This is a genomic window from Bradyrhizobium sp. SZCCHNR1002 (assembly GCF_032381435.1).
Classification (GTDB): Bacteria; Pseudomonadota; Alphaproteobacteria; order Rhizobiales; family Xanthobacteraceae; genus Bradyrhizobium; species Bradyrhizobium aeschynomenes.
In genome coordinates this window covers 105,694-119,489 of record NZ_JAUHIS010000008.1, presented here as the reverse complement: position 1 = coordinate 119,489, position 13,796 = coordinate 105,694, and the positions used below count along the sequence as shown (strand labels likewise).

Annotated in this window: 10 protein-coding genes and 1 tRNA gene; 6 read left to right on the top strand and 5 right to left on the bottom strand. The window is 64.6% G+C overall.

Annotated features, from left to right (window positions below; translation table 11 throughout):
• Position 1: 1 nt before the first annotated feature.
• On the top strand, positions 2-565 hold the full coding sequence (locus QX108_RS29835; RefSeq protein WP_315786710.1) for a hypothetical protein: 564 nt from the start codon (positions 2-4) through the stop codon (positions 563-565).
• Here QX108_RS29835 and QX108_RS29830 read toward each other — a convergent pair.
• From QX108_RS29830 to QX108_RS29820, 3 genes are all read right to left on the bottom strand, one after another.
• The gene (locus QX108_RS29830; RefSeq protein ID WP_315786715.1) at positions 519-3,278 is read right to left on the bottom strand and encodes a patatin-like phospholipase family protein; all 2,760 of its coding nucleotides are present in this window, start codon (positions 3,276-3,278) and stop codon (positions 519-521) included. The two genes, QX108_RS29835 and QX108_RS29830, sit on opposite strands and share 47 nt — an antisense overlap.
• 263 nt (positions 3,279-3,541) lie before the next feature.
• Positions 3,542-3,618, bottom strand: a tRNA-Arg gene (locus tag QX108_RS29825).
• Positions 3,619-3,769: 151 nt separating this feature from the next.
• Positions 3,770-4,978, bottom strand: coding sequence for a DUF2891 family protein (locus QX108_RS29820; RefSeq protein ID WP_315786718.1), 1,209 nt, complete (start codon positions 4,976-4,978; stop codon positions 3,770-3,772).
• Between QX108_RS29820 and QX108_RS29815 the strand changes: the two genes are divergently transcribed.
• The 4 genes from QX108_RS29815 (at position 4,959) to QX108_RS29800 (ending at position 8,875) form a co-directional block, all read left to right on the top strand.
• Complete coding sequence (locus tag QX108_RS29815) at positions 4,959-5,882, top strand: fused MFS/spermidine synthase (protein ID WP_315724028.1); 924 nt, start codon at positions 4,959-4,961, stop codon at positions 5,880-5,882. The two genes, QX108_RS29820 and QX108_RS29815, sit on opposite strands and share 20 nt — an antisense overlap.
• Entirely contained in the window at positions 5,879-6,502 is a 624-nt protein-coding gene (locus QX108_RS29810; RefSeq protein ID WP_315786722.1) for a fused MFS/spermidine synthase, read from the top strand. The genes QX108_RS29815 and QX108_RS29810 overlap by 4 nt, the downstream gene beginning before the upstream one ends.
• The gene (locus QX108_RS29805; RefSeq protein WP_315786725.1) at positions 6,499-7,467 is read left to right on the top strand and encodes a M28 family peptidase; all 969 of its coding nucleotides are present in this window, start codon (positions 6,499-6,501) and stop codon (positions 7,465-7,467) included. The genes QX108_RS29810 and QX108_RS29805 overlap by 4 nt, the downstream gene beginning before the upstream one ends.
• Before the next feature lie 184 nt (positions 7,468-7,651).
• Positions 7,652-8,875 carry a hypothetical protein gene (locus QX108_RS29800; RefSeq protein WP_315786728.1) on the top strand — a complete coding sequence of 408 codons (1,224 nt, stop codon included), beginning with the start codon at positions 7,652-7,654 and terminating at the stop codon, positions 8,873-8,875.
• Between the two features lies 1 nt (position 8,876).
• Here QX108_RS29800 and QX108_RS29795 read toward each other — a convergent pair whose 3' ends face one another.
• Positions 8,877-10,235, bottom strand: coding sequence for a caspase family protein (locus QX108_RS29795; RefSeq protein WP_409998567.1), 1,359 nt, complete (start codon positions 10,233-10,235; stop codon positions 8,877-8,879).
• A gap of 321 nt (positions 10,236-10,556) precedes the next feature.
• Complete coding sequence (locus QX108_RS29790; RefSeq protein WP_315786730.1) at positions 10,557-12,680, bottom strand: NAD(P)/FAD-dependent oxidoreductase; 2,124 nt, start codon at positions 12,678-12,680, stop codon at positions 10,557-10,559.
• Between the two features lie 364 nt (positions 12,681-13,044).
• Between QX108_RS29790 and QX108_RS29785 the strand changes: the two genes are divergently transcribed.
• A complete protein-coding gene (locus QX108_RS29785; RefSeq protein ID WP_315724018.1) occupies positions 13,045-13,773 on the top strand; it encodes a hypothetical protein in 729 nt (242 codons plus the stop codon).
• The last annotated feature ends 23 nt before the right edge of the window (positions 13,774-13,796 follow it).

Sequence of the window (13,796 nt, the reverse complement as noted above, 5' to 3'; positions counted from 1 at the left end):
GATGACGGACGGACTGACCATGACGTCGGAAGGCCGGCCTGATCTGAAGGAGGCCGGGGGCCGGAGACATCTTCCCTCATTTGGGCCCGCGATCCTGCAGACCGGCCTGGTCGTTGCCGCCTGCGCGCTGTTCGTGATCGCGAAGTCGATCGCCACCGGCGGCCGGGTGCATATCGACGATGTCGAGTACTGGATCGTCGGCGTCGTGCCGGTCGCCCTGCTCTACGGATTGTCCCTGCTGATCGCACGCGCCACGCCCGAAGCCAGGCGGGATGCCGTGGCCCGGCGGCTGATTGCGGCCTGGATCGTCACGCTCATCCTGTTCTGCATCAGCAAGGATCTCCACATCTATGAGGGCCTGCGCGATGCCGTCGAGACGGTCGCACAGCTCGGCCGCAGCGCCGCCGAGGCCGTCGTTGCGCTGCTGTTCGCGGCCCTCGCCGCGATGATCACGATGACGAAGCTCGTCGCGGAAGCCGGTGACCGGCTCCGGCTCGCGATCGGCACGCTCGCCGCAATCATCCTGATGATGGCGATGGCGAGCCTGCTGCTGTCTTGGCACTAGGCTCCGTGGCACCAGGCTTCGCGGCGCCAGGCTTCGCGGCGCCAGGATTCGAATAGCTGCTCCAGAGTTCATCCCGGCTCGGAAATCGATGGGACCCGGAGCCCGCGAGCCCCAATTCCCTGATCATGATGGACGCGCTGCGGAAGCCGAGATCGCGATACGCTTCGAACTGGCTCGGGTCGAAGAACTGATCCAGGGTCGTCTCGTGCGGGAAATCCGGACTGCCGGCGCGATAGCCTGCGGTCGTGAAGTCGAGATCGCGGATCAACGTCGCCTTCAGATAGATGACGATGCTGTCCGGCGAGCCGTCCTCATAGCGGACGCGTCCGACCACATAAGGCGATTTGGCGAAATGCGCGCCGGCGGGATAGCCGACCTCCTTGTCGACCGGCAGCAGGCGATCGACCCCGGCGGCGGGCTCGAAGGTCAGGGTTGCCTTGAAGTCCTCCTTGATGCGGACCGCAGCCGACACCAATGCGGGCAGCGCAATGGTCGCATCAGCCTCTCCGTCGATCAGGACGATGATCCCCAGCTTGCGCCGCACGAGCTCGTACAGTCCGAGATTCTCGAAATTTCCGCCGTCCGAGATCTCGATGAAGGCGCCGGTCCGCGCGCGACCATATCCCAGGAGACCCGCCGTCAGGGTCGGGCTCCAATAGGCGGGCTGGCTGCGTCGCTCGCCCTTGAGCCAGGGATTGCCGACCCAGATGCCGAGCCGCATGTTCAGGATCGTCATGACGGCGGAGACGAGACGATTGCGGGTGAAGCCGGTGCCGATGTAGCCGGCGTTGGAGTTGACCGCCGCCCCCGACGCCGCCATCGCCGTCGCCAGCGTCAGCGGACCGTACCGGTCCTCATCCGTGTATGACTTGGTGTCCTCCCAGCCGGTCGAACGCGAGCCGATATAGAAGGGCGACAGGATGAAGTTCACCCCGCCCCGATTGACGATCCTGGGGTCCACGTCCCTGACGATCCGGCCGAAGGTGTTGATGAGGGGATACGGAACGGGGGATCCCTGGCGGGCGGACGGCGAATACGACGATCGAAGGTCGACGAGATTGAGGCTGTCGGCCACGGGTGAATAGGTCGCCCGGCCGATCTTCACCGCCAGCGTCGACGGCAGGAATGCTTCCATGAGACGGTCGCGATAGAAGCGATGCAAGCCGATCTGGTTCACGTTGGCGCGAATGCTCAGGACGACACCGACGATGACGAAAACCGTCGACGCATAGGCGATCAACGACTTGTAGGAGGCAAGACCGCCGGGGAGAAGCGGCGAGTTCTTCTGAGAGAAGACGTCGAAGACGAAGACGGATCCGATATAGCCGAATGTCAGCGTGCCATACAGGAAGATGGCGGCCCCGAGCGGCACGAACACGCGCGCCGCGATGGTCTCATCGATCTTCTTGACGAAGGAATAGTAGCCATACAGCGCCGATGCCGCGCCGCTCAGAACGGTGAAGAAGGCAGTGAACACGATCGAAGGACCGCTGGAAGCGGTGATCTTCTGAGCGAGGAAAAATGGCAGCACGGGCAACGAACCGACGACCAGCACCACGAGGCCGATCGCGAAGATGACGCCGAACCATTCCTCGAGCGTTCGTCGCCACCAATAGCTTGCCGTGACGGAGGAGCCGCGAAAGAAATACTCGAAGACGAATCGAGCAATCAGCACGATCCCGAACAGGCTCGAAGCGACGATGACCGCGAGCGTGGTGAAGCTGATCAGACGCCAATAGAGCAAGATCGGCACGATGATCATCGCAGCACCCGCTGCGGCGGATAGCACGGCAGCCATGCTGACTCGTGGACCCTGGCCGACTTCACTCGGAACGCGCGTCAGGAGAGCGAACAGCAACGACATGAAGACGAAGAACAGAACCCCCACCGCATAGGCCACCAGCGCCAGCGTATACAGCGGAGGCAGCGCGAACGGGCATTGCGGCTTGGTGGCCATGCAGGTCCACGTGAACCACGACTCCGGAAATCCGGGCAGCGGCCGGTCGAGCGCAGGGAACACGTGTTCGATGACGAAGGTGAGCCCGAGGTTAATGAGCTGGACGATCAGGAACAGAAAGAAGATCAACGGCAGCCACACGATCAGGCTGATCAGCAGCGTCCTGAGAACGACGTAGATGCCCGACAAGGCGGTGATGCCCTGGCCGGAGACCAGGTAGTTGCCGTGATTGCGCAGGAAGGCGAGGTTGCACTTCTGGTCAGGACTGTCCGACAGGTTCGGATTGGACAGATGGTCGCAACCGTACGGGAAATTGTCACGGTCCACGCCATAGATTCTTGGCCCGGCAGCGACCGTCGTGCCGGGGTGCGACGCTCTACCCGCTGCCTGCGCTGCGACAGAGGCCTGCGCGAGAGCGGCAGCTTCTTTCGCCCGCGCCTCGCTCCACCACCATTGCAGGGAGGAGCCGATGTAGCCGCCCCCCGAGACGGTCGAGATGTAGTCGAACTTGGCGAGCAGTCCGTGGGCGACCAGCGCCTGAAGCGCGCCGAGACTGAAGGTCGCGGAGCGAATCCCGCCGCCTGAAAGACCGATGCCCTTCCAATCATCGCTCTCGCCCTGCCCGATGCGGCGCGCGTGGGTTTTCGCAAGCTTGCGCTTCTCCCATCGCAGCACGGCTTGCTCATGCCGCTCTTCCGGCGTCCCCTTCCTGGAGCGGCCACGGGACTTTGCACGGGCATCAAGGGAATCGCTCATCGGAAATTTCGATTTGCGCACGCCGGAGATCACGGCGAGCCAATAAAAACCAAGGCTACCACGCGCGGTGGTGCGCTTCAATTAAAACGAGGATGATGCGCAGGGCGCTACCAACGATCTCGATAAGCGACCTTCACAGGCACGCCGATTACGCTTCGGCAGCGCAAGACCAACGACGAGAGCGGCAGTCCACAGGAGCGGTGGCGGCGGACGTGCTCCCTCACGGAAGAAGGAAATGTCGACAGCATCTGGACAGCGGCAGATGGCGATCCCGGCATGACTCGAACATGCGACCTACGGTTTAGGAAACCGCCGCTCTATCCAGCTGAGCTACGGGACCGGAGCCTGCACCGACGTGCAACTGCTTCGGTGCCTCCATAGCAGACCCGGGCACCGACCGGAAGCCTCTCCGGCCGCCAGGTCGGCCCTGCCCCGGACCAGCACCGTGGCAGACTGCCGAACAGCCGCGGCCCCGGGGGCAATCCATGCTTTCAGTTCCGCTCACCGCCGCTCAGGGATCGCCCGGCCGCCGCTCCGAACAGGGGCTGCACGGCGTACAGGCCGAACTGGGCGACCCAGTGACCGACCGCCAGATAAGAGCCGCTCCAGTTCGACGCCGGCCGGTAGCCATTCTCGACGTGGGCTGCATACGCGGCGGCGATGTCGGGGCGCCCGCTCGCCTCGTACATGTCCCAGAGCCCCCAGGCCCGGCTGAAATTCAATCCAAACTCGTGGTCGGTCGCCGGACGCTCGATCGGGCTCGGCAGCCCGTTCGTGGCGACGAAGCGCGATAGCCAGGCGGCATAGTCCGCCCGGCTCAGCACCCTGGCGACCAGCGCCGCCCAGTTGCTGCAGATCGCCATGAATTGTCGCTGCTCCCGCCCATAGGAGCATTCTGGGTCGGCGTCGACGAAGCTGGGGCGGATCCAGCCGATCACCTCGGTTTCGAGATCGGCAAGACCGCGGGCCCGCGCATAGTCGAGCAGATTGGTCAGGGCCCAGCTGTCGCTGCGATACTCCCCGGCGAAGCGGTCGATGCGGCGGCCCCGGTAATATTGTCGCAGCGTCCCCGCAACCTCGTCCGCAAACGGCACGAGATCGTCGGAGCCGGTGAGCTTCCGGTGATCGATCGCGAGCCGCAGGAACCAGGCGCGGCCATACGGCATTTCGAATTGCGGCGATTGCCGCAGCAACCGGCGCTCCGACGCGAGCCTGTCGGGCGCCAGGATGGAAGCCACGAGGGGCTGATATTGACGGTCACCCGTTGCCCGCTGATAGGCGATGAGCGCCCAGACGCCGTGGACCGCCGAATGCCAGTCGACACATCCCCTGAACGCCGGGTGGTTGGTGTCCTCGCGGCGGCTGCACGTCGCGACCTGCCGGGCGAGATTTGCCGCCATCGTCTGTCGCTGCGCCGCCAGCGGCAACGCGATCTCGGCGGCCGCAGCAGCGCCGCAGCCGGCCAGCAAGGCGAGCGCAATCGCGAGCCTTTTCAACACGATCACACCCTCGTTTCCGCGCGCAGCCCACTCTATCCGTCCGCCGCCCGATGGTCTAAGAGAGCGGGCGCCCGGCAGGCGCCAGGATAGTCCCCTGCCGTCGCCACCACAAACATTGCCGCCGCCGGATCCGCTCCGGATGTTCCGGCAGCAGATCCAGCGTTGAGGAAGCAGATTCGTGATGCTCATCCGGTCGGTCATTCTCGGCATGCTTGCGGGCTGCCTCTCCGTCGCCGCGAGCCAGGCGCAAGATACCCGCAATCTGCTGGAGTCCAAGGAGTCGCTCTACAACAACATCTATGTCTATGAGCAGGGCCCCTATCGCAGCATGACGTTCGGTCACAACCGACGCATCTATACCGAGAGCGTCTACAACACCCGCGACGAGCTCGATCTGCCGGTCGACTATACCCGCTTCATGACCGCCAGCGTGATGTACGCCAAGAACGTGAGCTCGATCCTGGAGATCGGCTTCGGCGGCGGCCGCACGGCCTGGTACCTGCACCGTTTCCTGCCCAAGGTGCAGGTGACCTCGGTCGAGCTCGACCCGACCGTGCTGGAGTTCGCCAAGAAATATTTCGGCATCAAGGAGGAGCCGAACTTCCACGTCGCCAACCGCGACGGCCGGCTGTTCGTGCAGGAATCGAAAGAGCGCTACGACATCATCCTGATCGACGCCTATCGCGGCCCGTTCGTGCCGTTCCACCTGCTGACCAAGGAATTCTATCAGCTCGTCAAGGATCATCTCGCCGAGGGCGGCGTGGTGGCGCAGAACGTCGAGCCCTCGACGATGCTGTTCGATGCCGCCGTGAAGACCATTCACAGCGTGTTCCCGCAGGTCGACTTCTACGAGGCCGGCGGCAACATCGTCATGGTCGGCTATCCCGGCGACGAGCGGAAGGCGGAGGATCTCGCCGCCGTCGCGCAGGAGCGCGACAAGGAGTTCGGCTTCCGCTACAAGCTCGCCGACATGCTGGCGCAGCGCAAGCGCATCGACATCGACAATGGCCAGGTCATCGACGCCAAGGCCAAGGTGCTGACCGACGACTTCGCGCCGGTCGAGGCGTTGAAGACGATCGAACGCCACAACAGGAAGCTGCCGTGAGCGCGCCGGTCTCCCGCGCCGGCCTGCTGGCGATCTACGTCTGCTCGTTCCTGGTCGGCTGCGTGCTGATGGGCTTCGAGATGCTCGGCAGCCGCTATCTCAATCCCTATTTCGGCAGCGGCATCGGCGCCTGGGCGAGCCTGATCTCGACCGTGCTGTGCGCGCTCGCGATCGGCTATTTCGCCGGCAGCGCCATCGTCGACCGCCAACCGACGACGCGCACGATCGGCGTCATGATCCTGATCGCCGCCGCCTATATGGCGGTGGTGCCGGCGACCGCCGACACGGTCATGGCCGACATCCTCGACACCATCGGCGACGGTCCTGCCGCGACGCTGCTCGCCTCGACCGCGCTGCTGCTGGTGCCGCTGACCTTGCTGGGGACATTCTCGCCGATCGCCGTCAGCCTGCTGACCCGCTCGGCCGCCGAGGCGGGCCGCGTTGCCGGTCTCGTCTATGGCGTCTCGACCATCGGCAACGTCGTCGGCACGCTGGTCACGACTTTCATGCTGATCCCGACGATCGGCTCGCGTGCCATCACCTATTACTTCGCGGTGGCGCTGGCGGGCTGTGCCGGCATCCTGTTCATTCCGTTCGAACGGAAGAGCTCGCGGCCGTGACCGGGAGCAAGGCAGCCCATACCAGCGTATGCTCTGTCCTGAGCTGCGCCCTCGCGGCGATTGCCGCGGCCGTGCTCGGCGTCAGCGCCGCCACGGCCTCCGATGCCCGGATCGAGCAGTGGGACGGACGCCGGGCGATGGAGCACATCGCCGACCAGCTGCGCTTCACACCCCGCGCGATCGAGACGCCGGGGCATCAGCAGACCATCGACTACATCAAGGCCGCCATGGCGAAGACGGCGGCCGAGGTGGTGAAGACCCAGAATTTCGCCTTCAAGAGCGACGACGGGCGGGTCCTGCGGCTGACCAACATTATCGCCCGCTTTCAGCCGCAGAATCCGCGCCGCGTGATCGTTGCCACCCACTACGACAGCATCATCCACGCCTATCGCGACGCCAACAACCCGAAAGAGCCGATGCCGGGAGCCAACAATTCCGCATCGGGCGTCGCCGTGCTGCTGGAAACCGCACGCGTATTGTCCCTGCTGCCGAAGGCCGAGGTCGGCATCGACATGATCTTCTTCGACGGCGAGGAAGGGCCCCGCGCGCTGGGCGCAGGTGATCCCATGTGGCGAGCGCTCGGCTCACCGCACTTCGCGGCGAATCTGAAGGAGTACTATCCCGACCGCAAACCCGAAAAGGCGGTCGTGTTCGACATGGTCTGCGACAAGGATCTCGCACTGATGCCCGAGCCGATGTCGCTGCGATCGGCGCCCGCCGAGGTCAAGAAGTTCTGGAGCATCGGCCAGAGCATCGCTCCCCAGGCTTTTCTCACCAAGCCGACCGCGTACCCGATCAGCGACGACCACACGGCGCTCGCGCAGGTCGGTATTCCGAGCTTCCTCGTCATCGATTTCGACTACGAACCCCATTTCAACACGACGCAGGACACGCTCGACAAATGCTCGGCCGACAGCCTTCAGGCGGTCGGCCGGACGCTGCTGATGTATCTGCTCACGCCTTAGTCCTCTTTGCCCGAACGCCAAGCCGCAACCCGGGTCCCGAATTTCAGGTCGGCCGCGGAGAGCGCGCCGGGCTTCTTCTTAGTTGCAACGTCGTTCCGCGGTTGCGCGGCGGTGCCACCGAAGCTACAATACAATCATTGCAGGATTTATTGTGTCTGAGCCACTGTTACTGGTGGAGACGCTGATGACTTTGGTTGAGAAATTGGAAAAGGTCGGCGCTCGGCCCAAGGCTTCCGGCGCCAAGAAGGATCCGTCTCTCGAGCGCCTCAACATCTACATCGGACTGGCCAAATTCCTGTTCGGCACGTTCGCGCTTGGCCTGATCACCCTTGTGCTCAATCAGCAATACCGAACCGCACAGCTCGAGTTGGAGCGCGCCAAGAGCGACCATGCGCTCGGCCTGCAGGACAAGCAGGTCGAAGTGGAATACCTTCACAAGTTCCAGACCATGGCGATGGACAAGGACATCACCGTCCGCGTGGATTTCGCCGACTACATGAAATCGGTCGCGCTATCGAAGACCCTTCAGGAGATCTGGGAGAAGTACTACGCCGCCTTGAGCAAACGGCAGGCCGAGCATCAAGAGAAGATCGAACGCCTGAAGAATCAAAAGAAGGATGCCGCCACCGAACTCAATGCGGTGATCTTGAAACCGTCGGATTCGACTGTCGGCCCGCTGGTCGAAAAGTTGCAGCGTATCGACGCCGAGCTCTATACGACGCAGGAAGCGCTGGACAGGTCGCGATACGGTACGTTCAAGGAGAACTATTTCGACTTTCAAAGCATCTATGACGATGCGGCTGCCGCCGAGCGCGCGCGAGACTACGAGCGCGAGCGCGATCTGCTCTTTGGCGCGATGGAGCGGATACCCAAGACGGTCAAGCCCTACTTCCTCGCGCGTCTCGCGGGAGCCTACCGGGCGCTTCACGACTTCTCCAGCGCCCGGGCGGTGATGCAGCAGGCCGTGGATCTCGCCCCCACCGCAGAGAGCCTTTTCCGGCTTGCAATCATGCAAAAGAACGACCGGCAGGTTCAACGGGCGCTGGAAAGCCTGAAACGTGCCGCAGAACTCAGTGACGACGATCCGGACACGTCGAGGCAGATCGAACTCGTTACGGCGGGCTACCTCATTCACAATGGGCAGCGCGATGAGGGGCTGCGGCTTTTTGCGGCGCTTGAACCGAGCCTGCAGCCACGGGACAGTTTCATTACGAACATCGCCTGGTTCTATGCGGTCGCTGGCCGGGACGACGATTTCTATGCAGCGTTGGAACGATCGCTGCAGATCAACCGCCAGGCCACACTGACCTGGATCGACCAGGAGGTCGACATCGACAAATACCGCGAGGATGATCGCTTCAAACAAATCGTCCTGCAAGCGCGGATTCGGAGCGGCCAGCGGCCGTAGCTCACCGCGACATCGTGAACGTGCCGCTCGCCCCGCTGAGGGACCAGCGTCCGCTGATGCTGCGCAGGTCGGCAGAGATCCTGCCGACATAGCTCACCGCGTGCGAGACGCCGCCGGTGCCGTCATAGGTCTTGGTGATGGTGACGGTCTGGCCCGGCACCAGGGACGCGGACGAGCAGGCGAGATTGGCGAACAGCTTCGGCGCGCTGCGGTTGCCAAACGTGTTCACCTCTTCGGCCCGTCCGGCACAACCAGCCGTGCCGAAGTTGAAGGTGAAGGGGACTTGGCTGCCATTCGCATAGGAATAGCTGCCCGTCCAAACGCCGGCCATCGACCGCAGCTGCGGTGTCGGGGGCGGCGGCAGGGACTCGGACGGCGCGGCCAATGCGACCTTCGACTTGATCTCGTCCAGGCGTGACCGCGCAATGCTCGCATAGAAGCCGTCCGGATAGGTTTTCAGGAAGGCCTCCCAGACCTCCCGCTTTCCGAGCTTCTGCGCCAGCTCGAAATCCTCCCGCATGCGATCGGCGGCGGAGACCGGCGGCTGCGACGGCGCGGCCGGGGATTCGGCTTCGGATCGGCCAGTGAAATAGAATCGGCCAGCGATCGGCGAGGACGACACCCAGGGCTGCTGCGCGCCGCCGGTCGACTTCTTCACGGCGAGTCCGACTTCGTTGAATGCCTCGAACAGGCCAAGCCCGGGCTTGCGGATGGTCGCGGCGAGAGCGCTGGAATAGGGGCTGTTGCCGCCTTCGCCATCCAGCGCCACGTTGCCGGGCTGGGTGGCATAGGAGATCAGCGTGCCTTCGGGGGCCTGCATCTGGGCAAGCCCGCCGCCGGTCGCGCGGAAGCCGCGGCCGCCGAACGGATTGTTGCGGCAGGCATCGAGCACGACGATGTTGAGCTTGGTGCCGGCGCCATCCATCTGGCTGAGAACGACGTTGGTGTCGACCATCTGCAGGTAGACGTCGGCCTCCTTGGTCGGGTTCGCCGCCACGGGCACCAGGAAATTGCGGCCCGCGACCTGCACGCCGTGACCGGCATAGTAGAACAGCGCGACGTCGGCCCCCATGATCGCGTTGCCGAACTTCTGCAGCGCGGCGTCGAAGGCCGCCTTGTCGAGATCGATCTGCGGGCCGCCAGCGACGAGCGAGAAGCCGAGCGAGCGCAATGTCTCAGCCATCAGCCGGGCATCGTTGCGTGGATTGCCGAGCGGCGTGACGTTCTGATAGTTCGAGTTGCCCACCACCAGCGCGATGCGCTTCTCGGCGCTCGCCGATGCCGACCAGACTGAAATCAACGTCAGAATCACGAAGAGGCGCAGGATCGCGCCCATCGACAAAATAAACCCCATGGCCATGCCCATTTCCGAGGGTCACTGCAAGAATGTCCCCTCTTAACATGCCGACACCGACCGGTCTTGCCCATCTTCGAGACGGGCAACGCAGCCACCGTAGCCGGATGGGCTCACTTCGGCGCTGCGAGCACTGACGCATAGCACGATCCCGAGGTATTTCGATCCGCACGCTCCGACGGCGGGGACCGGACGGACGCACGCCCGGGCCCGTCGCAATGGCTCTACCAGCCCCCCACCGTCTGCGCAGGCGAGCAGGCCGGCCGGTGTCATGCTCTCGCGACGAGGCGATCGTCTCGCCGAAACCGCCCTCCGCGCTGCCCTCCTTCAGGCCACCGCGAGCTCGGGCTGCGGCTTGACCGCAGCCATCGGCTTGCGCGACAGCAGCCCGGGCACCAGCGCCTCGGCCGCCTCCGCACCCGAGATCACCACGGCCTCCACGCCCGCGCCGGCATTGCCGCCGCCGGCGATGACGAGGTTGCGCAGCGGCGCCTTGGCACCCTTGAGCCGCCCCGCACGCGCCACGCCATAGATCGAGCCGGCGCTGGCGAGGTCGTAGCGCGCATAGGTCACGGGGCTGGCGTCGGTGCGATAGACGATGTGCTGTGACAGGCCTGGAATGACGGTCTCGGCAGCGGCGACCATGGCATCGCCGAGCTGCTGCTTCCGCGCCTCGTAATCCTTCGAGCGGCGCCAGGCCTTCCAGTCGTCGCCGCCCTCGGCCTGAAACCAGCCCTTGGCCTCGTCGTGAGGAACGAGCGTGATGATCGTCATCGTCGCGTGGCCTTCGGGCGCCGCCGACGGATCGAGCTTGGACATCACGGCGAGACCGATGCCCATTGGCGCATCGAGATGCGTGGCGGGAGCGATGTCCGGCACGACGTCGAGACCGAGATGCACCGAGAAGCACGACGTCGCCGGCGTGAGGCTGCGGGTGCGCTCACGGAAGGCTGAGGGCAGATCGTCGGGGCCGAGGAGCTCGGTGAAGGTCCGGCCGAGATCGGCGTTCGAGACCACCGCGCGCGCGCGGATCGTGCGGCCATTGCCGAGCACCACGCCGGCGGCACGGCCCTGCTCGACCAGGATCCGCGCGACCTTGGACTTCAAATGCACCTCACCGCCGCGCGCGGTGATCGCCTCGGCCATGATGTCGGCGAGGTGACCGGAGCCGCCGACCGGATAGAAGCCGCCCTTGAAGTAGTAGCCGAAGATCGGGACCATCTGCGCACAGCTCAGCCGCTCGCTGCCGTCCCCGAGATAGCCCGACAGCGCATTGAGATACGCGATCAGCTCGGGATCGGAGACATGCGCGGCGACCAGCTCGTCGAACGGGCGGTTCATCCAGCGGAACGCCTGCGGATGCTTGCGCGGGAAGGCCAGCATCTCCTCGATCGATTCCGGCATCCCGGGAATGCCGCTGCGGCCCTGTCCGGTCGCATACATGCTCTGGAAGATCGCATGAATCGTATCGAACAGCTTGACGAGCCCGTCGGCGCTGGCAGGAAACGCCTCGCAGAGCAGCCGGACATAGGCGCGCCAATCCTCGGGCACGTCGATGCGGCGGCCGGAAAGCCGGTAGGAATGGGTGACGCGCTTCCATTGGATGCGATCGGCGACACCGAGCCGGCGCAGCACGCTGTCGACCGGGCCGCCGGGCCAGACGCCGGAGAAATCATGCGGTCCGGCATCGAAGCGGTACAGCACCGGCTTGTTGTCGTGATGCGCCTTGCGCAGATAGCTGTGGCAGAAGCCGCCGGGCACGACGTGGTGGTCGAACACCTTCACCTTCAGTCCGGATTCGGCAAGCAGCGCCGCGGCGGTAAGACCGCCGATGCCGGCACCGATCACCGCGACGTCGCAATCGGCGCTCGCGGCACCGGAGAAGTCCGGCGCCGGCCAATGATGATCCTCGCGGGACGCCCGGATCCGCTGCAAGGCCTGCCGGATGGCGAAGCGCGGGCCAAAGATCGAGACGAGCGCTCCGCCGACGACGATCGCAGTCGTGACCCAGGATGACACGCCGGCCCAGCGGCAGAGGCCGAGCACCAGGAACAAGACGCCCCACAGCCCCGTCATCAACATGTTGATCAGCTGGAATTGCGGTGTCGACGCGCTGTCTGCATAGCTCCCGCGGGAATAGTCGGCCGTCCAGGGCCGGCCGACGGCGAGCGAGCCGAAGCTGATCACACCGAGCGCCGCGAAAGACAGCCACAGCGAGTTGATCGCGGTCCAGCCCGGCGCGACATCGTTGGCGATGGCCAGCAGGACGAACAGCGCGAGGCTGCCGAGCTCGAGCAACGCGAGCTCCGACCGTGTCGCGCGCCACAGATTGCCGGCGAGAGACAGCGCGAGCGCGGACCACACCGCCCAGCTCGGCTGATGCCAGCCGAGCAAGGCCCAGAACACCACGAAGGGCAGCAGCGCCAGCTTGACCGTCAGGAACACCTTCATACCTGCCTCCTCCGCGCCAAGCGCGCCGCCATCTTTCCAATGTCAAGATAAAGCATAACGGCATCGCCCCGCCTGCGTCAACGATGATCTTGCCAACGTCAAGATTAGATTCGTCAACCTCGACGGGACGAAAATGGTAGAATGATGCCCGTCATCACGCGAAGGCCACAGCCTATCGTCCGGACGCCACAGCAAGGCGCGATTCGCGCACCGCCAAGCCGCCAAAGCCGGCCCGACTGTGGCAATGGGATCACGGAACCCGGGCGTTGAACGAACAAAGTCGAAAATTGCGCAGCATAGGAGTCACACACCGCCGCAAATTGGCGACAATCTGCGGTCATCTGAGGCGAGGAGACGCTGAGGATTGCCGTTCGTGTACCGACCCCAACTGCCAGTATTGGTCTTTGCTGCCATCAGCTGCGTGTCGGCCATTCAACTACAACGCGCGCATGCGGAGTGGTGGAGCCGCTCCCCGACTGATTTCGAGGAATGCGCCGACGCGGCGGAGAAATCCGCCACGAAGGAAGAGAAGACTGCGGCGATGGCGCAATGCAACGCCAAATTTGCCGGGAGACGGAAGCCGGGCGGCGGCTATGTCTATTACGACTTCATGCAGGACCGCAGCTTCGACATCGCCGGTCCCAATCCGACGCCGGAAGAGCAGAAGTTCATCGATCAGCAATACACGCAATATCTCGAGCGGCAGCGCCACGCCAATATGAGCTCGGCCATGATGCCGCGGCCGCAGCCGCAGGGCCTGCAGTCGACCTCGCTCAGGGACATGACGGCGCGCGCCGCGATCGAGCCGCCCAAGCCGGCGATGCCGGCGCCGCCACCGCTGCCCCGGCCGAGCAAGCCGCCTGCTGCGGCAGCGCAGCCCGGCCAGGTGCCGCCCGGCGCCACCGCCGAGGCGCGCGCCCGGATCAAGGCGGCCCACTGCGCCAAGGATGGCGGCAGGCGCGATTCGTTCTCGTGCAATTTTCCAGTCCTGTCCGAAAAGCTCGATGAGCTGAAGCGGATGTTCACCGGCCCAAGCCAGACGGCGGCGGGACCAGCCGCGAAGTCGCCGAAACGCGCCGACGCCAAGAACTGACGCCAAGAACTGACACGAAGAAC

Coding starts and splice junctions, on each gene's coding strand:
- QX108_RS29835 (WP_315786710.1), top strand. CDS start 2: ATGACGGACGGACTGACCATGACGTCGGAAGGCCGGCCTGATCTGAAG.
- QX108_RS29830 (WP_315786715.1), bottom strand. CDS start 3,278: ATGAGCGATTCCCTTGATGCCCGTGCAAAGTCCCGTGGCCGCTCCAGG.
- QX108_RS29815 (WP_315724028.1), top strand. CDS start 4,959: ATGCTCATCCGGTCGGTCATTCTCGGCATGCTTGCGGGCTGCCTCTCC.
- QX108_RS29820 (WP_315786718.1), bottom strand. CDS start 4,978: ATGACCGACCGGATGAGCATCACGAATCTGCTTCCTCAACGCTGGATC.
- QX108_RS29800 (WP_315786728.1), top strand. CDS start 7,652: ATGACTTTGGTTGAGAAATTGGAAAAGGTCGGCGCTCGGCCCAAGGCT.
- QX108_RS29795 (WP_409998567.1), bottom strand. CDS start 10,235: ATGGCCATGGGGTTTATTTTGTCGATGGGCGCGATCCTGCGCCTCTTC.
- QX108_RS29790 (WP_315786730.1), bottom strand. CDS start 12,680: ATGAAGGTGTTCCTGACGGTCAAGCTGGCGCTGCTGCCCTTCGTGGTG.